This is a genomic window from Kitasatospora sp. NPDC127067 (assembly GCF_042724755.1).
In the GTDB taxonomy this organism is placed as follows: Bacteria; Actinomycetota; Actinomycetes; order Streptomycetales; family Streptomycetaceae; genus Kitasatospora; species Kitasatospora lactacystinica.
This window is the reverse complement of the sequence record NZ_JBHXEM010000033.1, coordinates 1-25274: the sequence shown is the minus strand read 5'-3', so window position 1 is coordinate 25274 and position 25274 is coordinate 1. Positions and strand designations below refer to the sequence as shown.

General features: G+C 72.8%; 20 protein-coding genes. 12 read left to right on the top strand and 8 right to left on the bottom strand.

Translation table 11 applies throughout. The annotated features are described in order from the left end of the window. Positions 1-125 precede the first annotated feature (125 nt). Positions 126-956: a GntR family transcriptional regulator gene (locus tag ACFWJ4_RS16400; protein WP_380544271.1), complete on the top strand. Its 831-nt coding sequence runs from the start codon at positions 126-128 to the stop codon at positions 954-956. Between the two features lie 316 nt (positions 957-1272). On the opposite strand, the gene ACFWJ4_RS16395 is transcribed toward ACFWJ4_RS16400, so the two are convergent. Further along, the gene (locus ACFWJ4_RS16395; protein ID WP_380544268.1) at positions 1273-1683 is read right to left on the bottom strand and encodes a hypothetical protein; all 411 of its coding nucleotides are present in this window, start codon (positions 1681-1683) and stop codon (positions 1273-1275) included. Between the two features lie 342 nt (positions 1684-2025). Here ACFWJ4_RS16395 and ACFWJ4_RS16390 point away from each other — a divergent pair, with 342 nt between their 5' ends. Next, the gene (locus tag ACFWJ4_RS16390; RefSeq protein ID WP_359909730.1) at positions 2026-2229 is read left to right on the top strand and encodes a cold-shock protein; all 204 of its coding nucleotides are present in this window, start codon (positions 2026-2028) and stop codon (positions 2227-2229) included. Positions 2230-2656: 427 nt separating this feature from the next. Here the strand turns inward: ACFWJ4_RS16390 and ACFWJ4_RS16385 are convergent, their stop codons facing one another. Further along, on the bottom strand, positions 2657-3115 hold the full coding sequence (locus tag ACFWJ4_RS16385; protein ID WP_380544266.1) for a MarR family winged helix-turn-helix transcriptional regulator: 459 nt from the start codon (positions 3113-3115) through the stop codon (positions 2657-2659). A 111-nt stretch (positions 3116-3226) separates the two neighbouring features. On the opposite strand from ACFWJ4_RS16385, the gene ACFWJ4_RS16380 reads away from it, so the two are divergent. Continuing rightward, positions 3227-4498 (top strand): alpha/beta hydrolase, encoded by a 1272-nt coding sequence (locus ACFWJ4_RS16380; protein ID WP_380544263.1) that lies wholly within the window; start codon positions 3227-3229, stop codon positions 4496-4498. 173 nt (positions 4499-4671) lie between these two features. Here the strand turns inward: ACFWJ4_RS16380 and ACFWJ4_RS16375 are convergent, their stop codons facing one another. Then, on the bottom strand, positions 4672-5832 hold the full coding sequence (locus ACFWJ4_RS16375) for a hypothetical protein (protein ID WP_380544260.1): 1161 nt from the start codon (positions 5830-5832) through the stop codon (positions 4672-4674). A gap of 448 nt (positions 5833-6280) precedes the next feature. Between ACFWJ4_RS16375 and ACFWJ4_RS16370 the strand changes: the two genes are divergently transcribed. Beyond that, positions 6281-9046: a SpoIIE family protein phosphatase gene (locus ACFWJ4_RS16370; RefSeq protein ID WP_380544257.1), complete on the top strand. Its 2766-nt coding sequence runs from the start codon at positions 6281-6283 to the stop codon at positions 9044-9046. Between the two features lie 88 nt (positions 9047-9134). On the opposite strand, the gene ACFWJ4_RS16365 is transcribed toward ACFWJ4_RS16370, so the two are convergent. The 4 genes from ACFWJ4_RS16365 to ACFWJ4_RS16350 form a co-directional block, all read right to left on the bottom strand. Next, entirely contained in the window at positions 9135-10322 is a 1188-nt protein-coding gene (locus ACFWJ4_RS16365) for a CapA family protein (protein ID WP_380544254.1), read from the bottom strand. Between the two features lie 171 nt (positions 10323-10493). Further along, complete coding sequence (locus ACFWJ4_RS16360; protein WP_380544251.1) at positions 10494-11111, bottom strand: hypothetical protein; 618 nt, start codon at positions 11109-11111, stop codon at positions 10494-10496. A 107-nt stretch (positions 11112-11218) separates the two neighbouring features. After that, complete coding sequence (locus ACFWJ4_RS16355) at positions 11219-12259, bottom strand: YncE family protein (protein WP_380544248.1); 1041 nt, start codon at positions 12257-12259, stop codon at positions 11219-11221. A 164-nt stretch (positions 12260-12423) separates the two neighbouring features. Beyond that, positions 12424-12873: a hypothetical protein gene (locus ACFWJ4_RS16350; RefSeq protein ID WP_380544245.1), complete on the bottom strand. Its 450-nt coding sequence runs from the start codon at positions 12871-12873 to the stop codon at positions 12424-12426. Positions 12874-13138: 265 nt separating this feature from the next. Here ACFWJ4_RS16350 and ACFWJ4_RS16345 point away from each other — a divergent pair, with 265 nt between their 5' ends. After that, a complete protein-coding gene (locus ACFWJ4_RS16345; RefSeq protein ID WP_380544242.1) occupies positions 13139-13843 on the top strand; it encodes a hypothetical protein in 705 nt (234 codons plus the stop codon). Between the two features lie 114 nt (positions 13844-13957). On the opposite strand, the gene ACFWJ4_RS16340 is transcribed toward ACFWJ4_RS16345, so the two are convergent. Then, entirely contained in the window at positions 13958-14824 is an 867-nt protein-coding gene (locus tag ACFWJ4_RS16340) for an SAM-dependent methyltransferase (RefSeq protein WP_380544239.1), read from the bottom strand. A 307-nt stretch (positions 14825-15131) separates the two neighbouring features. Between ACFWJ4_RS16340 and ACFWJ4_RS16335 the strand changes: the two genes are divergently transcribed. From ACFWJ4_RS16335 to ACFWJ4_RS16305, 7 genes are all read left to right on the top strand, one after another. After that, positions 15132-15548 (top strand): hypothetical protein, encoded by a 417-nt coding sequence (locus ACFWJ4_RS16335; protein ID WP_380544236.1) that lies wholly within the window; start codon positions 15132-15134, stop codon positions 15546-15548. Positions 15549-15723: 175 nt separating this feature from the next. Then, complete coding sequence (locus tag ACFWJ4_RS16330) at positions 15724-16059, top strand: hypothetical protein (protein ID WP_380544233.1); 336 nt, start codon at positions 15724-15726, stop codon at positions 16057-16059. A 203-nt stretch (positions 16060-16262) separates the two neighbouring features. After that, the gene (locus ACFWJ4_RS16325) at positions 16263-16532 is read left to right on the top strand and encodes a DUF2087 domain-containing protein (RefSeq protein WP_380544230.1); all 270 of its coding nucleotides are present in this window, start codon (positions 16263-16265) and stop codon (positions 16530-16532) included. Between the two features lie 138 nt (positions 16533-16670). Next, the gene (locus tag ACFWJ4_RS16320; protein ID WP_359909696.1) at positions 16671-17012 is read left to right on the top strand and encodes a PadR family transcriptional regulator; all 342 of its coding nucleotides are present in this window, start codon (positions 16671-16673) and stop codon (positions 17010-17012) included. After that, a complete protein-coding gene (locus ACFWJ4_RS16315; protein ID WP_380544228.1) occupies positions 17009-17932 on the top strand; it encodes a hypothetical protein in 924 nt (307 codons plus the stop codon). Before ACFWJ4_RS16320 ends, ACFWJ4_RS16315 begins: the two co-directional genes overlap by 4 nt. A gap of 153 nt (positions 17933-18085) precedes the next feature. Beyond that, positions 18086-18928, top strand: coding sequence for a DUF4184 family protein (locus tag ACFWJ4_RS16310; RefSeq protein WP_380544225.1), 843 nt, complete (start codon positions 18086-18088; stop codon positions 18926-18928). A 431-nt stretch (positions 18929-19359) separates the two neighbouring features. Continuing rightward, a complete protein-coding gene (locus tag ACFWJ4_RS16305) occupies positions 19360-25230 on the top strand; it encodes a glycosyl hydrolase family 18 protein (RefSeq protein WP_380544223.1) in 5871 nt (1956 codons plus the stop codon). Positions 25231-25274 lie beyond the last annotated feature (44 nt).

The following is a 25274-nucleotide window of genomic DNA, read 5'->3' as shown; positions in this document are numbered from 1 at the left end:
CGCTGCCCGGACACCTCGGGTCCGGACGGCGGTCGCCTTCCGCCGGTCGCCACCCGGCGATGCCCGTCGGTGCCCGGCAGGCACCGATTTTGTGCTGTCCCCCCGAAGGTACGTACATTCACCTCGTGTCCCGCACCACCCACCCGACCCCTGACTCCCAGGAGGGCGCCGTGACCTCCGCGCCCGGTCCCGGCCCCCGGCCCCTCACCCGGGCCGCGGGCAGTCCGCTCTGGGCGCAGCTGCGCGCCGACCTGCTGCGCCGGCTCGACGAGGGCGAGTTCCACGACGTCTTCCCCGGCGAGCACGACCTCGTCGCCGAGTACCGGGTCAGCCGGCACACGGTCCGCGAGGCCCTGCGCAAGCTCCGCGAGGAGGGCCTCGTCACCGCTCAGCGCGGCAAGGCCTCGCGGTTCACCGCGAGCCGCCCCCTGGAGCAGGACATCGGTGAGGCGTACAGCCTGTTCCGCTCCGTCGAGGAGGTCGGTGCCGTCCAGCGCAGCGTCGTGCGCGCGCTCGACCGGCGCGCCGACGGCGTCATCGCCGCCCGCCTGGGACTGGAGGAGTCCACGCCGCTGGTCTACCTCGAACGTGTCCGCCTGGCGGACGAGGAACCGCTGGCCGTCGACCGGATCTGGCTCCCCGCGGACGTGGCCCACCCGCTGCTGGACGTCGACTTCACCCACACCTCGCTCTACGACGAGCTCGAACGCCACTGCGGCCGCAGCATCCGCGGCGGCTGGGAACGCATCCGCGCGGTGGTCCCCGGCCGGGGGGAGCGCATCCTGCTCGACTGCCCCGCGACCACCGCGCTGCTGGCGATCGACCGGCTCGGCCGCGACACCGACGGGCGTCCGATCGAGTGGCGGCAGACGCTCGTCCGGGCGGACCGCTTCGCCGTCGCCGCCGCGTTCACCGCGCACGACTACCGGCTGGGCGCCTCGGTCCAGACGCCCTGACGGGGCCGTACGCCGCGCGGCCGGGCGGCCGTGGCGGGTCGGTGGACGGCCCGCGGCAGGCCGACGGCCGGTCCGGCCCGGGAGCTGGTGGATGTTGTTCGGCAACCTCTGCCTGACCGACAGTGGAATGCGGCCTGTTGGGCCCTGAGCAGGCTCCGGCCGAGGGGTGACGACGAGGTCGGCCGACCACCGGCGGTCGGTGGGCCGACAGATCCGAGGAGTGCGCGGCCGTGTCCGTCCGTCCCCCCGCCGACCCGGCGTGCGAGGACGGTGTCCGTCGGCCGTGACCTGAGTACGGCCACGCATGCCGCTTCGGTCATGGCCGGTCTGTGGCGTCCGGCGGACTCCCCGGCCACACTTCGAACGCCTGGGAGAATCCCGCCGGGGGTCCGGTGCGGAAACGGGCGCGGATCAGCGCCGCGACCTTGGCCACGGCGTCGGCTCTGCCACCGAGCTCCACCTTCACCGGGCCGGAACCGGCATCTGCGCGGGCAACCGGTCGGGCGGGGGGCTCCGCGATCGGCGCCGACGTGTCCACCTGCCAGCGGGTGTGGACCACCTGATCGGCGAGGGAGACATAGTCCCTCGCGGAGCCAGGACCAGGGACGGCGATAAGCCTGAACGACTGCCCCACCGTGTCGGCGACGACGTTCGCCACCGGTGGCGCACCGGAGATCGACATGTGCACCATGACGCTCGGTTCCCGTGAGGCACTGGCACCGGTCATCGCTCTCCTCGGAGGTCGGATCTCCTCCAAGGGTCTGCCAGTTCCGGGCCTCCCGCATCTCTTCGGGGAGGGAGCCCCGCCCCGGTGGGTGGCGTCCGGCGGGTCGACGCCGACCTCATCGCCTGCGGGCGCGACAACCACGCCGCTTCGCCCGCGGTTGGACTTCCTGGCCGCGGGATGTTCTGCGGTGTAACGTTTTGATCAAGCAGTCGTGGTTCCGAAGTTCTCGCCCGCGGTTACCCGCCGTGGGCGTTCTCATTGCTCAATGCCTCTCCGGACCAAGGCGATCATCTCCGGGCCCGCACCCGTGGGACCCGATCAGTCCCCACGAAGGAGAAGAGCATGGCCACCGGCACCGTGAAGTGGTTCAACGCCGAGAAGGGCTTCGGCTTCATCGAGCAGGACGGCGGCGGCCCCGACGTGTTCGCCCACTACTCGAACATCGACGCTCAGGGCTTCCGTGAACTCCAGGAGGGTCAGAAGGTGACCTTCGACGTCGTGCAGGGCCCGAAGGGCCCGCAGGCGGAGCGCATCCGCCTCGCCTGACCCCTTGCACACGAGCGGGCGCCCCGCACGGAATCCGTGTGCGGGGCGTCCCCGTCTCCGCCGACAGCGAACCCGCACCCTTCCCGGCGCGTCACCGTCGATGACGGCAGACGGGGCCACCCGTTCGGCCTCGTCGGCGCCGAGGGTGACGACCTCCTCGAACTGGTCCACGACGAGGACCGGGCCCGTGCCGCGTACGGCGTCGAACACAGTGGCCGGGTCGGCGGTGGGCGTCAGCAGGACCCGGCGCCCAAGGCGTCGGCCATGATCGCCTCCACCAGCCGGGCGGCGCCGGCGGCGGCCAGGGTCGTCGGTTCGGCACTGAGATCCCAACGGTATCCGTGCGGATTTCCGATGAATCGTCAAAGTCGGTGACGGCAAGGGGAGCCGGACGTCCCGGGTGCGGTTTTCGGACCGGCCGGCGGCCTCACAGCCGGTCGTAGACGGCGGACAGCCGCTGCAGCACCTCGGCGGCCCGGTCGAGGGCGTCGTCGTCGTAGTCGTCCAGGTCGGTGTGCAGGGCCTCGGCCAGCGCGTTCTGGCGCTGGTCGTGCCGGGCCCGGCCGGTGTCGGTGAGGGCGACCAGGACGGAGCGCTTGTCCTCGGGCTGGCGGGTGCGGGTGACGTAGCCGGCCGTGACCAGGCCGTTGACCAGCTGGGTGGTGGCGGCGCCGGTGGTCTCGGTGGCGGCGGCGAGCCCGCTGATGGTGAGGGGCCCCTGTTCGGCCAGGGTGCGCAGGGCCCGGGCGTGGGTGAGGGAGAGTGCGCCCGGGGTGCGGGTGGCGCGTCCGCGCAGCCGGGCGTCGGCGGCGCTGAGGCGGTAGGCGGCGCGGGCCAGGCGGTCGAGTGCCCGGGCGCGGTCGTCGGTGGGTGGCGTCTCGGTCATGGTCGGTCCTCCTCGGCGGGTTGACAGCAGCCTAGCCTCAGTACTTAATAGCTAAGTACTTACTCATTAAGTGCTTAGCCAAATGCTGGGCAGATCCCCAGGAGGACACCCATGACCATCCGTTCCACCGGCCAGACCTGGGCCCTGGACACCGCCCTCGCCCAGGGCGGCTTCGACGCGCTGCACCCCGAGGCCGTCGGGACCATGGAGCAGCTGGGCCACGACCACACCGACTTCGCCAAGGTCTTCGCGCTGGTCAGGAGCGGCGCGATGCTGCCCAAGGCGTGGGCGACGGTGGCCGGCCAGGCCGAGGAGCGCGCCGCCCACCACGAGCGCGGCGGGTTCGCGCAGACCGCCGCCGACCTCTACCTGCGGGCGGCGGTGATGTGGGGCCGGGCGCAGTACTCGATCTTCGACGCGGCCGACCCGCGCAAGACGGCCATGCGCCGGCGCGCCGATCACTGCGTGGAGCGCCTGGGCGCGCTGCGCGACGGCCGGGTGCGGCGGGTGGAACTGGACTTCGAGGGCTCGCGGATCTTCGCCCTGCTGCACCTGCCGGCCGGACCCGTCGAGAACGCGCCGGCCGTCATCCTCGGCCCCGGGATGGACATGATCAAGGAGGACTACATCTGGGCGGCCGAGCGCTACTACACCTCGCGCGGCATGGTCGCGCTGTCCATCGAGGGGCCGGGCCAGGGCGAGAGCCGCGCCGGCGGGCTGACCGTCGACCTCGGCAACTACGAGCGGGCGATCGGCCGTTACCTCGACCACCTGGCCGCGCTCCCGGAGGTCGACGCCGAGCGGATCGGCATGTTCGGCATCTCGATGAGCGGCTACTGGGGATCCCGGGCCGCCGCCACCGACCGTCGGTTGGCCGCGCTCGCCGCCTTCGAGGCCGTCACCGGGGACTTCGCGACGATCTTCGAGCGTGCCCAGCCGACCTTCAAGAACAACTACATGTTCATGGCCGGGTACACCGACGAGGAGGCCTTCGACCGCGACCTGGCCGGGCGGATGCCGCTGGGCGACCTGGTGGCCGGCATCACCTGCCCGGTGCTGTACGGGATCGGCGAGTTCGACGAGCTCACCGACCTCGGCCAGGCGCTGGAGAGCTTCGAGCGGGTCCGGGCGCCGAAGGAACTGCGGGTCTACGAGGACGAGTTCCACCCGCTCGGGGGAGTGGCGGCCGAGGTCTTCCGGTTCGGGGCCGAGTGGCTGCAGCGGGCCCTCGCCCGCGAGTTCGCCGACCCCGGACGGGACGTGCGCCACTACGTCCACCGCGACGGCCGCACCAGCGACGGCAGCGCCGACCCCACCTGGTGGCTCGGCGGCGCCCCGACCGTGCTCACCGACATCCGGCACGCCAGGGCGAGCCGGGGCTGAGCCCCGCGGACGCCGCCACGGGGCGCCGCCCGGGGGTGCCGACGCTCAGCCGCCGGCACCCCCGGGCGCCCCGCGGTGCGCCCGAGAACGTCCGCACACCGCAGCACACATCCCCGCACAGCCGGGCCCCTCGCGCCGAACCGGCCCGACTCGTCGGCTCTGTCGTGTCGCGCCTACACGAAGGTCATGGCGGCGCCGACGGTCGCGTTCAGACCGGCCGCGACCCACGGATCGGGGGACGGGCCGCGGACGGGGCCGAAGTGGACGACCCGGGGGCCGTTGGTGCCGCAGGCCGGATAGCCGTCGACGTCCGAGATGGCCACCGAGCTGCCGGGGTTGGAGAAGCCGGTGGCGCTGATCGCCTCGGTGCTCTGCCACAGGCCCGCGGAGGACAGGTGGGCGAGGGTGATGGAGCCGTCGGCGGCGACGTAGCCGACGGCGGTGCCGGCCGCGTTCCTGGCCGCCGAGACGACGGCGCCGTCCGGGACGCTGCCCGTCGGGGCGGTGGTGTTCGCCTGGAGGGAGCCGATGCGCCCGGCCCCCGCGCCGACCGTCGCCAGGTTGAGCCGTCCGTCACGGCCGGCGAAGAACACCGACACGGTGCCGGAGGTGGTGCCGGGGGCCACCGCGATGCCGCCGCCCGGTCGGGCGCTGCCCGCCGGGGCGATGGTGTAGCTGGTCAGCCCGCCGGTGGCCTGCGACGTCCAGCCGACGGTCACCCCGCCGCTGTCGCCGACCGTGAAGATCCCGGCGCGGCCGGTGACGGCGAAGGAGGCCGCCTCCGAGGACGGAAGGGCGGGGGCGGGGAGCCGGCGCCAGTCCACGGTCATCGGGAGGCACGCGTCGTTGAACTGCGGGACCGCCGGTGCCGCCGCCGCTGTGGCGCCCGTCCAGGTGCCGGTGACCAGGGTCAGCCGGGTGCCCGCCCACGCGGCGGTGATCCGCCCGCCGGGCTCGGCCGTGGCCGGGCCGCTGATCGAGAACGGCGCCGAGCCCGGGTTGTCCGCGCAGTACTCGTACAGCGAGCCGTCCGTCGCGGTGAAGTAGACCGCGGGCCGGTGGCCGGGGGTCCGCACCGCCGCCACCCGCGCGCCCGGCGGGGCGAGCGCGGCCGGCCCGCGCCGAGCGGCCGTGCTCCAGCTGCCGGCGGTGTCCGAGTACTGGTAGCTCCACAGGCCCCCGTCGTCCCCGATGTAGTACGCCTCCGCCTCGCCGCCCGCCGCCGCGGCGGACGGCACCGGGCCGGCCAGCAGCGCGGCCGCGGCCAGGACCAGCAGGCTGAGCAGCGCCCGTAGCCGGTGCGCCGGCGGTCTGTGCGCTTCGCCGTTCGTCATGGCTCGTTCCTCTCCAAGTAGGCTGTGAGGCCCGCAGTTTGACAGGGCGTCGGCCATGCTTCCAGGGGGCGGGAGAGGTGAGGTGGCAGCCTCCCGCCGTCGATCCGGCACCGGCCCGGCCCGGCGGTCGTCCGACAGGCATCCGCCCGGGGCGGCACCCGCCCTGCCCGGTCGGGGCACGGGGAGCAGGACGGCCCGTCCCGGCGGACCTGTGAGGCGCCTGCCCGCTCCCCGGCGATCCGGACGACCGCAGGTGGCAGCCGGGCCCCGCGCCGCCCGTGCGGCCCTGGGTCCCGGCGGCTGTGGAGGCACGGCCGAGGGCCCGGTACTAGGCTGAAGGCCGAGGCGGCGTCCGGCCGAGGATGGTGCCACTGCCTCGGAACTCCTCTCAGCCGTCGGACGACGGGAGACCCGTATGAACGACCGCGCCGAAAGCTGATCCGGGCCGATGCGCGCAGCGGACGGCCATGACGCCGCGGGTACGGACCCGGGCGGACCCGGGCAGGAGCGGCCGCCCGGGCGCGGCCTGCGCTCGCGGCTGCGGGTGCGCAGCGTCGCCGGCCAGGTGTTCGTGTGTCTGCTGGTCGTGGTGGCGCTGCTGGTCGGGGCCGCGCTGACGACGCTCGTCCTGCAGGCCCGGACCTACGCCACCGGCGTGGCCGCGGGCCGTACCCGTGCCGCGGCCGTCGCCCTGGCGCAGGCTCCCGGTGTGGTGAGCGCGATGGACGGACCCGATCCGACCGCGGTGCTGCAGCCGCTGGCCGACAAGATCGTGATGCAGGGCGGCTTCGACTACGTCGTGTTCGCCAACCCGGAGGGGATCCGCTACACGGCCCAGACCCCCGACCTGATCGGGAAGCATGTGATCGGCCCGTTCGCGCGCTCCCTCATGGGGCCGACCACCGACAGCTTCCAGACGCCCGTCGGGCGGGTCGTGGAGTCCGGGGCGCCGGTCACCCGACCGGACGGCTCGGTCGCCGGAGCGGTCGGCGTCGGAATCACCGTCGCCCACGTGGGCACGGCGGTGAGCCGCCAGCTGCCGTTGCTGTTCGGCGGCGCGGCGGTCGCGCTCGCCGTCGGCATGGGCGGGGCGCTGCTGGTGCGGCGGCGGCTGCGGCGCCAGACGCACGGCCTGGGCCCGGCCGAGATGACGCGGATGTACGAGCACCACGACGCGGTGCTGCACGCGGTCCGCGAGGGCGTGCTGATCGTCGGCGGGGACGGACGGGTCCTGCTGGCGAACGACGAGGCCCGGCGACTGCTGGAGCTGCCGCCCCGGGTGGAAGGGCGGCCGGTCGACGAACTCGGGCTCGACCCAGGACTGGCCGGGCTGCTGGCCGCCGGGCGCACCGCGACCGACGAGGTGCACCGGGCCGGGGACCGGCTGCTCGCCGTCAACAACCGCCCCACCGCACCGTTCGGCGGCGGGTCCGGCAGCGTCGCGACCGTCCGGGACACCACCGACCTGCGGGCACTGGCCGGGCAGGCCGAGGCGGCCCGGGCCCGGCTGCAGCTGCTCTACGACGCGGGGCTGCGCGTCGGCACCACCCTGGACGTGACACGGACCGCGCAGGAGCTGGCCGACGTGGTGGTTCCGCGGTTCGCGGACTTCACGACGGTCGACCTCGCCGAGCCCGTGCTGCGCGGCGAGGAGCTGTACCCGGACCTCGGCATCGAGCACGGCCCGCGACTCCACCGCGCGGCCACCGGCGGCCGCGGCGAGGACTGGCCGTTCATGCCCGTGGGCACGGAGCTCAGCCCGCTCCCCGGTGCCCCGCACGAGACCGTCCTGAAGACCGGGCCCGCCGCGCTGGCCGACGACCTGCGCCATGAGCAGGACCGGCGGACGGCCGCCCCGGAGGCCGCCGACCAGGTGCTCCGGTACGGGATGCACTCGCTGATCACCTCGCCGCTGCGGGCGCGCGGCCTGACCCTGGGCACGGTCAACTTCTGGCGGGCGGGTGAATCCGCGCCGTTCGACGACGAGGACCTCTCCGTCGTCGAGGAACTGGTGGCCCGCACGGCGATCTGCGTCGACAACGCCCGCCGCTACACCCGTGAGCACAGGATGGCCGAGACGCTGCAGCGCAGCCTGCTGCCCCGGGGGCTGCCCGAGCAGAGCGCCATGGAGGTGGCCTACCGCTACCTGCCCGCGCTGCGCGGGGTCGGCGGGGACTGGTTCGACGTCATCCCGCTGCCCGGCTTCCGGGTGGCCCTGGTCGTCGGCGACGTCGTCGGCCACGGCCTGCACGCCGCCGCCACCATGGGCCGGCTGCGCACCGCCGTACTCAACTTCTCCGCCCTCGACCTGCCCCCGGACGAACTGATCGCCCGCCTCGACGAGCTGGTCACCCGACTCGACCAGGACGAGGAGGCCGGGACGGCGGAGGAGGGCAAGAACGCGCCCGTCACCGGGGCGACCTGCCTGTACGCGATCTACGATCCGGTCTCCGGCCAGTGCAGCATGGCGCGGGCGGGGCACCCCCCGCCCGCGCTGGTCCACCCCGACGGCGGTGTGGAGTTCGCCGACCTGCCGGCCGGCCCGCCGCTCGGCGTGGGCGGACTGCCCTTCGAGACCACCGAGCTGCGGCTGGAACCCGGAACCGCGCTCGTCCTCTACACCGACGGGCTGGTCGAGAACCGCGACCGCGACCTCGGCACCGGGCTCGACGAGCTGCGCCGGTCGCTGACCGGCGCCCAGGACCACCGGTCCCCGGAGGACACCTGCCGGGCCGTGTTCGACGCGCTGGTCCCACCGCGGCGCAGCGACGACATCGCCCTCCTCGTCGCGCGCACCCGGCTGCTCGATCCCGACCGCGTGGCCGTCTGGGACGTGCCGTTCGACTTCGCCGCCGTGTCCCGCGTCCGCAACGAGTGCGTCGAGCGGCTGACGGCCTGGGGACTGGAGGAGCTGACCTTCACGGCCGAGCTGATCCTCAGCGAGCTGATCACCAATGCCATCCGCTACGGCGCCGAGCCGATCCGGGTGCGGCTGCTGAAGGACAGCAGCCTGGTCTGCGAGGTCTCCGACGGCAGCAGCACCGCCCCCCACCTGCGCTACGCCGCCACCACGGACGAGGGCGGCCGGGGCCTGTTCCTGGTGGCGCAGCTGGCCGAGCGGTGGGGCACCAGGTACACGGCCCGGGGCAAGGTCATCTGGTCCGAGCAGCCCCTGACCGCGCCCGAGTACCGGTTCGAGGCGCTGTTGGCGTGACACCGGGAGGGGTGCGCGTCGGACGGCTGCGGTGCCGTCCGAGCACGCAGGACGGCTCCGGTGCCGTCCGTTCAGGGTGCCGGGCCGCTCAGGGGGCCGCGGTCAGTCCTGCCGAGGCGCCGCCGCGGCTCAGCACGACCGTCCGGATGTGCTCCAGGGCCCGGGCGTAGTCGCCGCGGCCTGGGGCGTGGTGGACGGCCTCGGTCAGGTCGAGGACCCGGTAGGGCGGACCGAGGTCCGTCAGCTGCGGGACGAACTCGGCCTTGGTGACGGCCCATCGCTGCCCGGGCCGGGTCGGCGGCGAGAAGGTGAACCGGGCGATCGAGCTCCAGTTCCCGCGCGGGTCCTCCGCGCCGGTGTAGTTGAACATGTGTCCGGCGAGCTGGTCGCCCAGGCCGTAGACCGTCCAGGTGTCGCCGATCTTCTCGTACGCCTGCGGGATGTGGGCGTGGGTGCCGAGGATCAGATCGATGTCGGGTCGGCCGGGGCTCTGCTCGGCGGCCAGGTCGCGGGCGAGTGCGAGCTGCTGGTCGTTCGGGGCGTCCTGCCACTCGGTGCCCCAGTGGAGGCTGACCACCACGACGTCCGCCCCCTGCTCCCGGACGGTCCTGGCGTCGGTGAGGATCCGCTCCCGGTCGATGAGGTTGACCGCCCAGGGCTGCCCCTGCGGCAGCGGGATGCCGTTGGTGCCGTAGGTGTAGGCGAGCTGGGCCACCGTGGCGCCGCCTGCCGTGAGCAGCGCGGGGCTGCCCGCCTCGTCGGCGCCGCGGGCGGAGCCCGTGTGCTTGAGGCCGACGGCGTCCATGGCGTCGAGCGTGCGCCGGATGCCGGCGGGTCCGTCGTCGAGCGTGTGGTTGGAGGCGGTGTCGCAGGAGCTGTATCCGGCGTCCTTGAGCGCCCGGGCGATCTGCGGGGGCGACTTGAACGACGGGTAGCCGGTGAAGGGCCCACCGTCGGCGCCGTACACCGTCTCCATGTGGCAGATGGCCAGATCGGCGGCACTGATGACCGGCTTGACGCCGGCGAGCATCGGGGTGAAGTCGTAGCCGTTGCCCCCGGCGTCCTCCGCGGCCTGCCGGATGATCTCGGTGTGCGGCAGGACGTCCCCCGTCGCGACCAGGGTGAACGCCCGTGGCCCCGACGGGGTCGGCATGGCCGTGGCGCCTGGATCGCGCAGCGGCGACGGCGCGGTCTGCCGGGCCTGCGGTGCCCCGCACCCCGTGAGGGCGAGCAGCAGGGCGGTGGCGGTGAGAACTTCTCGGCGCGGAAATCGCATCGTCGGACCATCCGGTCATCGGCGGGTATGACGGTCCGACTATGCGAGCAACCGACCGGCCGATACGGAACCCGCGCCCTGAGATCACCCGACGGGACTCAACACGGCGGCACCCCGGAGGACCGGCTCCCGCGGCGGAGCGGTGCGCGGGCGGCCACCCGGGGCGGTGGCTCAGTCGGTGCGGGCCAGGCCCTCGGCGAGGGGGCCGAACAGCAGGCCCCAGTTGCCGGGGAGGGCGGCGATCGCGGCGGTGAGATGACCGCGGACGACCGTCCACTCGTCGGGACGGTGGAGCGGGCCGTGGGCGATGACGGTCTCCAGGCAGTGGTCGACGGTGTCGGCGAAGTCGTCGTCCCGCGGTCCGGCGTGGCCCAGGCGCCCGCAGGCCCGGTCGACGTCGGCGGGCAGGCCGGTCTCCACGTCGAGGTCGGTGGCGGCGTCGAGGAGGTAGAGCAGATGGCCGCCCGGCTCCGGGAGCTCGGTGCGCAGGCCGTCGGTGGTGAACGTCCGGTCGGCGTTGTCGCCGACCAGGTCGGAGCCGTCGACGGCGTCGGCGACCAGCACGGCCCAGTACGCCGGATCGTGCGGGCCGTCGGTCTGGCGCAGGTGGGCGGCGGCGAACGCGGCCATGGCGTCCGGGTTCTCGATGAGGGGCGAGACGACCAGGTCGCTGCGGTGGTCGAAGCCGAAGAAGTGGCGGCGCCCGTCGAGGGTGAGCGACTCGACGGCGGCGACGTGGCCGACCCGTCCGGGCAACGGCTCGTAGCGGGCGGCGGATTCGGTGTTCATGGGGAGGACCGTAGCGGGGGGCACCGACATCGGCGGGCGTGAACGGGCGGGAGTCGACGGGCCGGTGTGCGGGCGGCGCAGGGCCCGCACACCCGCCCGTCGGACGGTCAGAGGACGACGGCCTGCAGGTAGCTGGTCTCGCCGCGCGAGCCGGCCAGGTAGAGGGTGTGCCCGTCGGGGCCGAGCGCGGTGGCGCCCACGCCGTCGAGGCCGAAGCCGGTGAGGTCGGCGTCGGGGAGGGCGGTGTTGGTGGCGGTGTCGTAGACCAGGACGGTGGCGGAGGGCTTCCAGCCGTCCTTGAGGACGAACAGGCGGCTGCCGTCCGGGGAGACCGACACCAGGTGGGTGTCGGCGGAGGTGGCCGGACCGCCGAGGGTGAAGGCGGTGCGGGAGGTGTCGGTGAAGGGGTTGAGCTCGTAGCCGGAGCCCTGGGCGGAGCGGCTGCCGAGGGCGTAGAGGCGGGTGCCCTCGCGGGAGGCGGTGACCTCGGTCGCGGAGGCGAGCGGCTGGACGGTGCCGATGACGGTCGGGACGGGAGTGGTCAGGTCGAGGTGGACGACGCCCGCGCCGGTGGCGACGTAGGCGGCGGCGCCGCCGTTGTGGAGGGCGATCCCGTCGACGTCCGGGTCGCCGAGCGTGACGGCGCCGGTGAAGGAGTGGGTGACGATGTCGAAGACCAGCACCCGGCCGGGGCCGGAGGAACCCTGCTGGGTGACGAACACCCGGGACCCGTCGGCGCTGACGGCGATCGCGCGCGGGCCGTCGACGGGCGTGCGGGAGAGCACGGTGTTGGTGGCGAGGTCGACGGTCAGCAGGTGGTCGGCGGCGAGGACGTAGATCCGGTTGCCGTCGGGGCTGAGGGCGGGCCGGCCCACGGGGCCGTCCTGGCCGAGCGATGTCTGGGCCAGGACCGTGCCGGTGCGGGTGTCGACGGTGCGCAGGAAGCCGGGGTGGTCGGCGCCGACGTGGTCCTCGGCGGCGACGTAGGCGCGGTTGCCGTCGGCACTGACGGCGATGCCGAACGCCCGCCACCCGACGGCGGTGTCGGCTGTGCCGCCGGCGGCGGCGCCGGCCGGCACAGCGCACAGGAGTGCGGTGGACGCCGCGAGGGCGATGGTCCAACGAGCCTTGACCGTAAGCGAGTTCACAGATCTCTCCCCGGACGGTGGCCGCGCGTTGTGCGAGGCGTGGACACGCTACGAGGAGGGGCGGGGCGGATGGAGAAGGCGTGAAGGAGTTGACCGGATCGGCATTGGTCTAGTCCAAAATTCGCGGGCGCCGGTTGTTGCCCCGACTCCCGCGTCGCACCGGGTCACTGGTTGTTCTGCAGGTGCGGGTGCTCGGAGGAGGTCGTGCACACGTACACCTGAAGGCTTCCGCTGCGGCCGATGCCGAGCTGGGTGGCAGTTGCCGGACCGAGGGAGTGCGGGCCGGTGTAGCCGGACTCCTCCTCCGGTCGCCAGCTTCCGCTGCCGCCGTCCCACTCGTTGCCGTTGAGGGTCAGCAGCGGGCGCAGGCCCGATCCGCACTCGGCACAGGCCATCGGGTGGCCCGGGTCGGAGAAGCTCCACGGGGCGTGGCCGCCCGCCTTGCAGCCCGGGGCGACGGCGAGGTCGTACTGGTAGACGAGGTCGTGCCGGTCCCCCCACGCGTGGATCCGTTCCCTCAGTTCCTCCGGCAGTTCGTGCGGGGCCGGGTACTCGGTGGCCGTTTCGGGGTGCAGGACGCACGCTGCCGGGAGGTACTCCTCGTTGCCGATCACCGATGGCTGCGGGGCCGTGCCGAGCGGGGAGGATAGGCGCAGCCGCTGACACCCCCAGGGGTGGGCCGCGTCCCGGCGCGCACTCGGTGATCGGTTCCCCGGTGCCGGAGCTCTCCCCGAGCGGGACGTCAGGTGATCCGGTCCCGCTCTGCGGCGTTCGCGTCCATTCAACTGGCCTTCGATACCCGGTTGTTGCTGTTCACGGACGCTTCCGGGCCGCCGCGGCGGGAAGACTGGGAGGAGAGTACGGCGCGGGGGAGGCGCAGTGGGACGGACGGCGTGGGCGACGGGGCGGGCGGCGGCGGTGCTGGCGCTGGGGGCCGCGGCCTGTACGGGCCAGGGCGGCGGCGACTGGGGCGACGGCGGGCTGCCCTCGCCGACCGTCGTCGTGCGGCCGGCGCCGACCGGGCGCGGGGTGGTGCTGTCGCCGGCCGCCCCGGCGTCGGCGCAGTGGATCGTCGACAGTCTGGCCCTGCCGGGTGCGAGTCCGGAGGCCTGTCCGGTGCCCGCCCTGACGGACATGGTGGTCCTGGACAACGGAATCGGACGCAGCCACGCGGCCGCGGTGTGGCTCGGGGGCGGCGAGGTGGAGTGTCTCGCCACGATCAGGAACGGAGACGGCGTCACCAAGGTCGTCGTCGGCACCTCGCTCGACTCCCTGGCGGACCAGCCGGTCCCGATCTGGCTCGGCGGCTGGGCGATCTTCACCGTCTTCCCCGGCGATGCGAGGAAGGTCGTGATCAAGGGCGACGACGACCACGTCTTCGGGCCGCTGCACCAGCGGTTCGTGGACTTCGGCGGCGGCCGGGAACTCACGATCGTCGAATACGCCTACCTCCCCGAGGGCCCGGAGTCCGAGAAATCGACTCCCTCCGCCCGGGCGCAGGTGTGCCCGTCGGGCACCGGCCCGGCCGGCACCGGCTCCTGCCGCCCGGCCCGCCGGCTCGGACGGCCGCCCGACTCGGCCTGACCGAGTCGCCCGGCCCTGAGCGCCCGGCGCGCCCGGTTCTCGTGGCCGGGGCCGTGGCGTGACCACCTGTCGGTGCTCACGCCACGGGTCGTCATGCCCCCGACCCTGCGAGCATCAGGGCTTGATGGCGACGGCCGCGTAGAAGGAGACCTGGGCGTCGGTGACGGTCGCGGACAGAGCGTCCGTGGACACGTCGGTGTCGTCGCCGTGCCAGCGGTGGGCGGGGACGATGCCCGGGTCGAGGAGGTCCAGGCCGGAGAAGAAAGTGGCGAACTCGTCCTTGTGGCGCAGCCGCAGGGAGGTGCCGGCCTGGTTGTAGATCTCCTGCACCTTGGAGGCGCCGGACGGGTCGAGTTCGGCCGTGGCGTGGGAGAGGACGAGCGCGGAGCCGGACGGCAGAGGGTCCAGGAGGTGCTTGACGATGGCGTGGGCGTCGCCGAGGTCCGGGACGAAGTGGAGCAGGGCCACCATCGACAGGACCACGGGCCGGGTGAGATCGAGGGTCGCCGCGACCTGCGGAGTGGCCAGGATGGCGGCCGGGTCGTGGACGTCGCCGTGGACGTAGGCGGTGCGGCCCTGGGGGGTACTGGTCATCAGGGCGCGGGAGTGGGCCAGCACGACGGGGTCGTTGTCGGCGTAGACCACGCGGGCCGCCGGTTCCACGGCCTGGGCGACCTCGTGGAGGTTCGGCGAGGTGGGGATGCCGGTGCCGATGTCCAGCCACTGGCGCAGACCGCGCCGGGCCAGCGCCCGGGTGGCGCGGTGCATGAAGGCGCGGTTGGCGTGGACCGCGGTGCGCATGGTGGGGAAGACGGTCAGGACGCGTTCGGCCGCCTCGCGGTCGACCGCGAAGTTGTCCTTGCCGCCGAGGAAGTAGTCGTACATCCGGGCGCTGTGCGGAACGTCCTGGCGTATGTGCAGGGCGGCCGATTCATCGGATCCGAACTCGGCGGCCGTCGCCGCGGTCTCGTCGGTGCTCATTCCCTGCCCCTTCATTGGTGATCATGCCAGGCCCGCCGCAGTCTAGCCAACTCGCCTGCGGTGCGCGGGAAGTCCGCCGCATCCCCCGGCCGCAGGACTGCGACGACGACCCGCCGCCGGAGTTGCGGGCGGAACCGGCACGGTCGAGCCGCCGGACCGCCCGTCTCCCCGCGAAATCGCTTACTGTTACAAGGTGGTGACGTTTCGTCCACAACCCGAGTGCGGTGCGGGGCGTCTCCACAGATGACAGGGCCCGAGTCGCACCGATCGTGCCTTCGGGCCGGATCCACCTTGGAAAGGACCCACCGTGATCGTCTCCAAGCGGAACTCCCTGCGCCTGGCCGCCGTGACCACCCTGGCCGCGGTCTCCCTCGCCGTGGCGGGCACCGCCATGGCGGCCGCCCCCGTCTCCCAGCCCGTGCCCGCGACCCAGCCCGCGGCCGCCACCGCGCAGGCCGGCATCACCGCCAAGCCGTCGGTCTCCACCGTCCAGGCGTGGCAGCTGTTCCGCGTCACCGGCACGACCACCGGCCTCAAGGCGGGAAGCACGGTGACCCTGCAGCAGAAGCAGCACGGCGCGTGGGTCACCCTGCCCGCCTCCGTCACCACGACCAGCACCGGCTCCTACTCCCTCGGCGTGAAGCTCGGCATCAAGGGCCTGAACGAGCTGCGCATCATCAGCGGAAGCACCGCCTCGCCCGTGTTCACCGTCACCGTGCGCTGACCCACGGCGCACGGCCCACTCGGCATGCCGCACCGTACCCGGCCCTGACGCCGGGTACGGTGCGGCGCACGAGCCGGTAGCGGATTCTCGTGTGGCCCGGCAGCGAGGCATGCGCCGGGCCGCACGAGTTCGATGGGGCGAGCGGCCGACAGCGTGCGCGCCGTAGGATCGGCCGATGAATGAGGACTATCCGTTCGAGGGCGGCCGCAACCTCAGGTGGGTGCTGGAGGGATTCGGCCCCGATGAGTGGCTCTGCTCGTCCGTCACGGTGACGCGAGAGCAGTTCCTGCAGGTGAGGGGCCTGTTCGAGCTCGGCGATGACGAGTGGATGATGGCCGGCGTGTACCCGGTTCCCATCGAGGCTCAGGGTCCGCTGCGGGCAGTCGTCGAGACGGCTCTGTTCGAGGAGGGGGTGGACTACTTCCTCGGGGCTCACCAGGACCTCCCCTCCGGGCTCTGGCCTCCCAGCGGGGTCCGCGGGCCGTTCCCGGGCCCGATTCCGCCGCCGTGAACCAGCACGCCTTGTGACGGCTCCACAGAACTCGGTTCCGACTCGCTTCCGGTGGAGGGCTGACCGGGTGTGATGTCGGTGATGTGCGGGGGAGCGGCCGGAACCCCCGGTCGGCGGAAAACCGGATGACTCGCGGCGTCGTGCTCTGGCAGCCTCGGCGGACGAAGCACCCGAAGGACCGCCGACCTGCACAGGAGTCACCGATGTCCGAGCCGCCCGCGCACCTGGCCGCCCTGTTCCGGGACGGCCGGCTGACGGCGATCCCGCGCAAGGCGGGCCCCCGTACCGCGCTGCTCGACCACCTCGCCACCCTCTTCGAGCCGGCGCGGGAGTACGGCGAGCCGGAGGTCAACGAGGCCCTGCGCACCGTGCACGACGACTGCTCGGCGCTGCGTCGCTACCTGGTGGAGAGCGGTCGACTCACCCGCACCCGCGACGGTCGCAGCTACCGGCGCGCGACCGGCGGCGTGTGAGCGGAGCAGTGGCGGGGCAGGGGTGACGTCGGCCCGGGCGAGCCGCTGAGGGCCGAACCGGGCGGTGCCGGGCCGCCCGGCGGCCGCGACGGGGCCCGCCGCGTTGTGATGCTCCGGCGGAGTGACTATCTTCGTCGGGTGAGTGAGCGCGTGATGCAAGAGCCGACCGTGATGGTGATGACAGCCCTCGCGGACGCACCGCGGCACGGGTACGCCATCGCGCAGGAGGTCAAGGCGATGACCGGCGGCCGTGTCGCGCTGCGTACGGGCGCCCTGTACGGGGCCCTGGACCGTCTGCTGGCCGACGGCATGATCGAGGTCGAACGCGAGGAGATCGTCGACGGCCGGGCCCGGCGGATCTTCACCCTGTCCCCGGCGGGACGGGAGCGGCTGGCGGCGGAGGCCGAGCGGCTGGCCGAGACGGCGAGGGAGGCCAATCGCCGGCTGTCCGCCGCGCGGCCGTCGCCGTCCGCCACGTGATCGACCATGTGGTGCGGCTGTATCCCGCCGCCTACCGGCAGGCCCACGGCGAGGAGATCGCCGCGACCTTCCGGGAGATGACGGCGGGGGAGCCGCTGGGCTCGCGGCTGCGCGACGGCGCGGGTCTGGCGGCGCACGCGCTGCGGATGCGGCTGGGAGCGGGCCCGGCGGCCCGGGCCGCGCGGGTCCTGGGCCTGGCCTACCCCTTCGCCCTGGCCGCCGCCGCGGCCGGGTGCGGTCTGCATCTGCTGCGCTGGTACGCGAGCCTCGTCGCCTCCCCGGCCCCGTGGGGGCTGCGGCTCGGAGTGGACCTGTCGGGGGCGTGGGGTGTGCTGCTCGTGTCGTCCCTGTTCGTGTTCGTGGGGGCGGCGTCGGCCTTGGCCGGACGGTGGCGGGCGGGGGTGCCGTGCACGGTGGCCGGGCTGCTGTCCTTCGCGGTGGCCGCGGTGGTCAGCGGGCCGGCCTTCGGCGACCCGGTGGCCGCCCCGGCCGCGGCGGTCCTGGCGGCGGCCGTGGTGCTCGCCTGCCCGCCGGACCGGCGGGTGGAACGCGGGCGCGCGGGGCGCGCTGATCGCGCGGCACCGGCGGGCATGGCCGGTGCCGTGGTCGCGCTCGTGGTCGTGCCGCGGGCGCTCGTCGATTCCCATGCGGTGCCGTGGGTCAGCACCGACTACGGGTGCTGGCCGTTGCTCGTCCTCGCCGCGGCCGGGGTCGTGCTGACCTGGCGTGGCGGGTCGAGGGGCGGGCGCGAGTCGGCGGCCATCGCCCTGGCGTCCCCGCCGCTGCTGGCGCACGCCTGCGTCACCGCGCGGGGTGACGCAACGGCCGTCGCGTGCCTGGTGGCCGTGGTGTCGGCGGCCGTGGTGGCCATGCTGCTCGTCGGTCGCCTGCGGCGGAACCGGGTGCGTTCCTCGGCCTGAGCTGTGCCTGTCGGCCTGAGTGCCCGTCGGTCCCGGCGGCCTGCCGCTGTCGAACATCGAAGCCGGAATCGGATGGGTCGGCTGCGCCCCTGATAGTCCGTTTGACGTAGCATTCCGTTCGACGGACTATTGGGTCCGTGCGAGAGGATGCCCATGCCGTTCACCCTGTCCCACCCCGCGGCGGTACTGCCCCTGATGCGGCGGCCCTTCGGCCGGACGGCGCTGGTCGCCGGAGCCGTCGCACCGGACCTGCCCTACTTCCTGGTCACCACCGGCCTGCCCGTCAGCGCGCAGTCCTGGTACGAGCCCTTCGCCAACGCCACCACCACGCACGGCGTTTCGGGCGTCGTCGGCGTCACCCTGCCGTACGCGCTCCTGCTGTGGGCGCTGCTCCGGGCCGCCCGGCGCCCGCTGCTGTCCCTGCTGCCCTCGTCCGCGCCGTGGCCGCCGCCGGGGGTTGCCTGTTCGCCGGTCCGACGGGCCGGGTGGATCGTCCTGTCCGCACTGGTGGGTATCGCCAGTCACCTGGTCTGGGACGCCTTCACCCACGTGGACGGCTTCGTGGTCACCCGCACGCCCTGGCTGGCATCCACGCCGGTGGGCAGCCTCACCTGGGCGCGGGCCCTGCAGCACGCGAGCACGATCGGCGGCCTGGCCGCGATCGCGCTGTTCGCGTGGCGCCGGCGGGAGCACCTCCTCCCCGGCTCCGGCCGCCCCTGGCCGGCCGGCGGTCCGCGCCGCCAAGTCCTGCTCGCGATGGCCCTGTTCACGGCCGCCGGGGCTGTTGTTCACGCCTGGCGGTGGCGCGCCGGCCCGGAGGCGGAGACGGCCGGGCTGTCGGCGGCCGGCCTGCTCGAAGGCGTGCTGTCCGACGCGGCGAAAGGTGCGGTCGCCGGCCTGATCGCCGCCCTGGCCCTCTACGTCCTCGCGTGGTGGATCCGCCACGCGGCCACGGAAGCCCGGTCCCGGCTGGGCGGCGTCGGCTCCGTGCGTTGATCACACGTCTACCGCCGTTTCGTAGAGTCCCGTCGCCCTGTGTGTCGTCAACGGCAGGAAAGAAGCAGAGAGAAGAAATGCAAGACACGTCACTGCGATCGGGACATCCCCCGCGTGGGATTGCCCGTCATCGACCGGCCGCCTGGCGCAGAGTCGCCGCGCTGCTCACGCTCACTCTGATCGCGGGCCTCGTCCAGGCCGTTCTGTTACCGGCTCCGCCCGCTCGTGCCGCCACCGTCAAGGACCTCAAGGTCGGGACGTGGAACATGAACATGGGGGCGCTCGACCTGTGGCTCACCTGGATACCGAAGCTCCTGAACTCCCGGGACCTCAACGTCCTGGCCCTTCAGGAGCACAATGACAATTTCGACTTCATGAATGAGGGCGGCCACGGGTTCAGCAGACTGGGCGAAGACAGATACCCGGATGGGATGGGAGGGATCGTTACGGCGCAGGGGTACGTGTGGCACTGGCCGGGTCTTCCGCGGAGCATGTACTACGTCTACGCCCTCAGAGCATCCAACAACAACCGGGCCCGGGTCATCATCACGGACAGCCCCGCCGACATGGAAGTGGTGCCGGCTGCCAAGCCCGACCAGGGGTTCGGAACCACCCCTCGGCAGAGTGAGGCGAACTGGCGCAAGGCGAAGTCGAAGCGGCCGGCGCTGGGCGTCAAGCTCGAGGGCAACGACACCTGGATCTACGACGTCCACAGCACTGCGAACAGTGGCAAACAGAACGACACCGGCCCGCTCGTCAGGGCGATCTCCCAGAGGCACCCGGACGGGAACTGGGCGGTTGTCGGCGACTTCAACCGGGAGCCGGACGGACTGGCCGCGGACCTTGCCGAGCTGCAGCTGCCCCAGGCGCAGTGGCAAATGGTCACGGCGGGTCAGCTCAAGACGTACTCGTCCAAGGACACGAACTCGGACAGGTTCCAGACCAAGCTCTACGACTACATGGTCCGCGGCGTCCCGGCGGGAGGAGGCGGACCGGCCCCCTACAGTGCCTACCGCCAGACGAACGTCGTCGACACCCTCAAGGCGGACGGGTCGAGGGACCCGGCTTCGGACCACTACCCCGTCGTCTTCCGCAGCGGAGGGCCCGGCGGCGAGGATCTCGACTGCCTGGTGATGCCGGGGCAGTCCCTGGCCCTCGCCGCGGTTGAGGCGGCGGCGTCGTCCGGCTGTGGTCAGGCGCCGCAGAAGGCCATCGTCTCGATGGGCGACAGCTACATCTCCGGTGAGGGCGGCCGTTGGGCGGGCAACGCGCTCACCAAACAGGAGGGGGACGTCTGGGGGACGGACCGACGCTCCAGGTGCGCGGACGGCTCGCAGGACTGCGTGTACGGCGCGACGTCCTACGACAACAAGGGCAACCGGTGCGACCGCTCCGACGTCGCCCCGATCAAGGGGGCGGAGTTCGAGGACATTCCCGTCGAGCGGCGGTTCAACATCGCCTGTTCGGGCGCGACGACGAAGGACATCCTCACGGAGTCGCGCAACAACGAGAAGCCCCAGATCCAGCAGCTGGCCGACCTCGCCCGCACGTACGACATCCGGATGGTCGTCGTGTCCATCGGCGGCAACGACCTCGACTTCAGCGGGATCGTCTCGGACTGTGCGAAGGCCTACTACCGCTGGGTGGAGATCTGCTCCGCACCCAACAAGGCGGCGAGGGTCGCCCGCTCGGTCGACGCCGTGCAGGCGGACATCGTCAAGACGCTCGCCGCGATCCGGAGCACCATGACCGCGGCCGGCCAGTCGGGCTACCAGTTGGTGCTCCAGTCCTATCCGAACCCGATTCCCGCCGCGGACAACTTCCGCTACCCGTTCGACGGTACCTCGGACCCGCGCTTCCGCCAGGGCGGCTGCCCGTTCACCGACCCCGACGCCGACTGGGCCCACAGCACGCTGGTCCCGAAGATCAGCGACATGCTGCGCCGGGCCGCCGGGACCGCCGGCGCGAAGTTCCTGGACGTCCAGGACGCCTTCGCGGGGCACGAGTTGTGCGCGAAGGGAGCCGAGCAGGCGACGGAGGCGAACAGCAACGCGAGTCCGTTGCCCGCGTCGAAGGCCGAGTGGGTTCGCTGGGTCCCGTACATCCCGAATCTCGGGTGGCTGACGCCCAACGCGCAGGGTGACGTCCAGGAGGCCATCCACCCGAACGCCTTCGGGCAGCAGGCCCTGTCGCAGTGCCTGACCGGGTTCGGGAAGGAGGCGCGGACCTCCGACCGGTACATCTTCACCTGCACGGGTTCGGGCGACGGTATGAAGGTCACGCCGGACGGCTCCGCGGTGCGAGAGGGAATCGTCCGGCTGCGCAACGCCGAGACGGGCGAGGTGCTGGACGCCCAGGGGAACGGTACGGACGACTATCTCGTCACCCGTCCCGACAAGGAGCAGGCCAGCCAGCGGTGGCTGCTGCACAACGTGGGCGAGAAGGTGACGCTGCAGGCGCAGCACAACGGACGCTACCTGAACCTGTGGCACCACCTCCTCAGCGGCCGGAACTGGGCCGCCCTGGGCGACAAGGAGACCGGCTGGTTCCACTCGGCGAGGGAGGACGGGAGGGTCGCGCTGTCCCTGGACAATGTCGACATGACCTCCGGCTGCCTCACCCAGGACCCGGCGAGGCGGTCCGAGGACACGAACTGGGTCGGCATCGACTCCTGCGGCCAAGGCGTCAAGAAGGAGCAGTACTGGTACATCGAGTACCCCGACGACGTGGTCATCACCCCCCGCCAACCCGACACCGGCACGGATCCGCGCGAGGGCCAGCAGGTGGAGCTGCGCTCGGCCACCGGCATGTCCGTCCACCTGAGCGGCGGCAGCACCGAGGCCGGGACGAGCGTCCAGGCCGCGGAACCCGACGGCACGGCAGCCCAGCGCTGGGTGATGCGCTCGCTCGGTGGCGGCAACTGGCGGATCGCGGCCTCGGCGAAGCCGGACATGGTCGTGGACCACAATCCCGGGCCGCACACCACCCATCTCGTGCGGGCGGAGGAGGGCAACGCCAACCAGGTCTGGCAGCCGAAGGGCGCCGGCGGCGGCTGGTACACCCTGGTCAGCAGTGCCGACGGCGGCTGCCTGACGGCCGGCGGCGCGGGCGAGGCGCTCGCGGTGACGGCCTGTGACGCGAACAACCAGGCCCAGCGGTGGAAGTTCCGGGAGACCGGGACGGGCACGCAGGTGGGCACGATCCGCGGGCTGGAGGGCAAGTGCGTCGAGCCGCGCGGCGGAAGCCGGGACGACCGGACCCCGGTCGCGCTCGCGGACTGCGCGGGCTCCGACGCCCAGGCCTGGACGGTGTCGGACGACGGCTCGCTGCAGTCGCTGGCCAAGTGCCTGGACGTGGACGGCGGGCGCGCCGACAACGGGACGGCCGTCCAGCTGTACGAGTGCAACGGGTCCCTCGCCCAGAAGTGGATCTACACCGCGCGGCAGGAACTGCGGAACCCGAACTCGGGCAAGTGCCTGGACGTCCCCGACTCGGACACCTCCCGGCCGTTGCAGATCTACGACTGCAACCGCCGCGACTCCCAGAGGTGGCAGCTGTCCGCCCGCCCGGTGGGCCAGCCGGACGGCGGTGACGCGGGCGACCCGTTCGACGCCGCCCCGGACGACCGCGGCACCAAGCCGGCCGCCTCGGGGGACTGCCGTCCCGAGGGCATGGCCGTCACCCCGGGCGTGGCCGCCCGGTACTGCGACGTGTACGACGGCGCGGGCCGCGAGTGGGTCGGCAACAACCGCACCCGGCGCGTGGTGGGCTACTTCACCGGCTGGCGCGCGGGCGCGAACGGCGACCCGAAGTACCTGGCGTCGAACATCCCCTGGTCGAAGGTCACGCACGTCAACTACGCGTTCGCCGAGGTGCGGGACAACCGGATCAGCATCGGCGACCCGAACGACCCCGCCAACCCGGCGACCGGCATGACCTGGCCGGGCGAGAAGAACGCCATGGACGCCTCGCTGCCCTACAAGGGGCACTTCAACCTGCTGAACACGTACAAGAAGAAGCACCCGGCGGTGAAGACCCTGATCTCGGTCGGCGGCTGGGCGGGCACCCGGAACTTCTACGCGATGACCACCAACGCCGACGGATCGGTGAACCAGGCCGGCATCGACGCGTTCGCGGACTCCGTCACCGACTTCCTGGACCGGTACGGGTTCAACGGCGTCGACATCGACTACGAGTACCCGACCGCGCTGCCCAACACCGGCAACCCGCTGGACTGGGACGTCTCCAACCCCCGCCGCAAGGGGCTCCAGGAGGGCTACAACGCCCTGATGAAGTCGCTGCGGGAACGGCTTGACCGGGCCGGCACGGACAAGGGCCGCTACTACCTGCTGACGTCCGCGGGCTCCTCCTCCGGCTACCTGGTGCGCGGGCTGGACGCCGGACAGGCACTGCAGTACCAGGACTACGTCGACGTCATGACCTACGACCTGCACGGCTCCTGGAACAGGTTCGTCGGCCCGCAGGCCCCGCTGTACGACGACGGACGCGACAACGAGCTGGCGGACGCCGGCATCTACAACGACCAGGCGCCCGACACCAAGGACTTCCGGAAGGAGGGCTACTTCAACGTCGACTGGGCCTACCACTACTACCGCGGCGCGCTGCCGGCCGGCCGGATCAACCTCGGCATCCCGTACTACTCCCGCGGCTGGCGCGACGTCCAGGGCGGCACGGACGGGCTGTGGGGAACGGCCGCGATGCCGGACCAGGCCCAGTGCCCGCTGGGCACCGGCGGGCGCGGCCCGGCCAACGCGCAGTCCTGCGGGACGGGCGCGGTCGGGATCGACAACGTCTGGCACGACGTGGAGAACGAGCGGGAGGTCGGCGCGGGGTCGAACCCGCTGTGGCACACCAAGAACCTCCAGGACGGCCGGACCCCCGGCTACCTGCGGTCCTACGGCGTCGACACCAACCTGCCGAGCGGACAGCTGACCGGCACGTACGCGGAGAAGTACTCGGACGCCCTCCAGTCGCCCTGGCTGTGGAACGACGCCAAGAAGGTGTTCCTCTCCACCGAGAACGAGAAGTCGCTCGACGCCAAGGCCCGCTACATCGTCGACAAGGGCATCGGCGGCGCGATGATCTGGGAACTCGCCGGCGACTACGCCCAACGCCCGGGCGGGGAGTGGGGCATGGGCTACGACCTGACCACCCGCCTGGACAACGCCTTCAAGGGCGCCGGAGCCACCGGCAACAGCAAGGCCGGCGGGCGGCCGCAGCCGGCCGAGGTGATCGACGTCAAGGCCGAACTGGTGGACTTCCCCACCGGGGAGAAGGACTTCTACCCCGTCCAGCCGAAGCTGCGGATCACCAACAACTCCGGCGTCACGCTCGCCCAGGGCACCGAGATCGCCCTCGACCTGCCCACCTCGATGCCGCCGGTCGTCAAGGACAACGACTACAAGGAGATGAAGGGGCTCGTCCCCGGCCACACCGGCCCCAACACGGGCGGACTCAAGGGGGACTTCCACCGGCTCACCCTCACCCTCGGCTACTGCGAGGACCTGGCGCCGGGCAAGTCCCGGGACATCGACCTGAAGTACTACCTGCCGATCACCGGGCCGTCCAACGTGACGTTCAGGATCGGCGGCCGGGAGTACGGATCGATCGGCGACCAGCGCCGCGACGTCCGGACCGTCGCACCGCCCGCCCCCGCCGCGGGCAGCTCCTGCCAGGCACCGGACTGGAAGCAGGGCCAGGTCTACCGGCCCGACGGCGGACGGCTGTGGCGGATGTACGACAAGGGGGACAAGGGCTGGATGTTCGAGTACGGCGACAGCCCCGCCGGCAAGCCCATGATGATCGACAACAACCCCGACCAGTCCCGCGCCCACCTCGTGGAACTGATGGAACAGAACGCCAACCAGTACTGGCGGATCCAGCCGGCGGGCGGCGGCCTCTACACGATCGCCGGCGGCGGCCGGTGCCTGACCGCCACCGCCTCCCGGCAGGACCTCGCCTCCGTGGGGTGCGACGGGCGGGCCGAACAGAAGTGGCGGCTCGTCCCGATCGCCGACAACGGCAGTGAGGGAGCACCCGGCGGGCCGAAGCACAACGGCCTGTTCAAGCTCCGCTCGGCCGCGGGCAACGACATCGAGCTCGCCGGCGGCGCCACCGCCAGGGAGACCCACCTGCTCACCGGCGACCCGGCCGCCTCGACGGCCGCGTTCGTGAAGTACCAGGGCTCCTACTGGTACGCCCAGTGGTACACCACGGTCGCCCCCGGCACGGCGGAGGCGAACGGCGGCCGGCCGTGGAAGAAGCTCAGCCCGGCGCCGTAGCCCCGGGAGACCACCGGCCCCGAGCCGGCCGGGCACCGCGTTCC

Excerpts from the sequence above, each read along its gene's own strand:
- ACFWJ4_RS16395 (WP_380544268.1), bottom strand. The coding sequence starts at position 1,683 with ATGACCGGTGCCAGTGCCTCACGGGAACCGAGCGTCATGGTGCACATG.
- ACFWJ4_RS16390 (WP_359909730.1), top strand. The coding sequence starts at position 2,026 with ATGGCCACCGGCACCGTGAAGTGGTTCAACGCCGAGAAGGGCTTCGGC.
- ACFWJ4_RS16385 (WP_380544266.1), bottom strand. The coding sequence starts at position 3,115 with ATGACCGAGACGCCACCCACCGACGACCGCGCCCGGGCACTCGACCGC.
- ACFWJ4_RS16380 (WP_380544263.1), top strand. The coding sequence starts at position 3,227 with ATGACCATCCGTTCCACCGGCCAGACCTGGGCCCTGGACACCGCCCTC.
- ACFWJ4_RS16375 (WP_380544260.1), bottom strand. The coding sequence starts at position 5,832 with ATGACGAACGGCGAAGCGCACAGACCGCCGGCGCACCGGCTACGGGCG.
- ACFWJ4_RS16370 (WP_380544257.1), top strand. The coding sequence starts at position 6,281 with ATGCGCGCAGCGGACGGCCATGACGCCGCGGGTACGGACCCGGGCGGA.
- ACFWJ4_RS16365 (WP_380544254.1), bottom strand. The coding sequence starts at position 10,322 with ATGCGATTTCCGCGCCGAGAAGTTCTCACCGCCACCGCCCTGCTGCTC.
- ACFWJ4_RS16360 (WP_380544251.1), bottom strand. The coding sequence starts at position 11,111 with ATGAACACCGAATCCGCCGCCCGCTACGAGCCGTTGCCCGGACGGGTC.
- ACFWJ4_RS16340 (WP_380544239.1), bottom strand. The coding sequence starts at position 14,824 with ATGAGCACCGACGAGACCGCGGCGACGGCCGCCGAGTTCGGATCCGAT.
- ACFWJ4_RS16330 (WP_380544233.1), top strand. The coding sequence starts at position 15,724 with ATGAATGAGGACTATCCGTTCGAGGGCGGCCGCAACCTCAGGTGGGTG.
- ACFWJ4_RS16325 (WP_380544230.1), top strand. The coding sequence starts at position 16,263 with ATGTCCGAGCCGCCCGCGCACCTGGCCGCCCTGTTCCGGGACGGCCGG.
- ACFWJ4_RS16310 (WP_380544225.1), top strand. The coding sequence starts at position 18,086 with ATGCCGTTCACCCTGTCCCACCCCGCGGCGGTACTGCCCCTGATGCGG.
- ACFWJ4_RS16305 (WP_380544223.1), top strand. The coding sequence starts at position 19,360 with ATGGGAGGGATCGTTACGGCGCAGGGGTACGTGTGGCACTGGCCGGGT.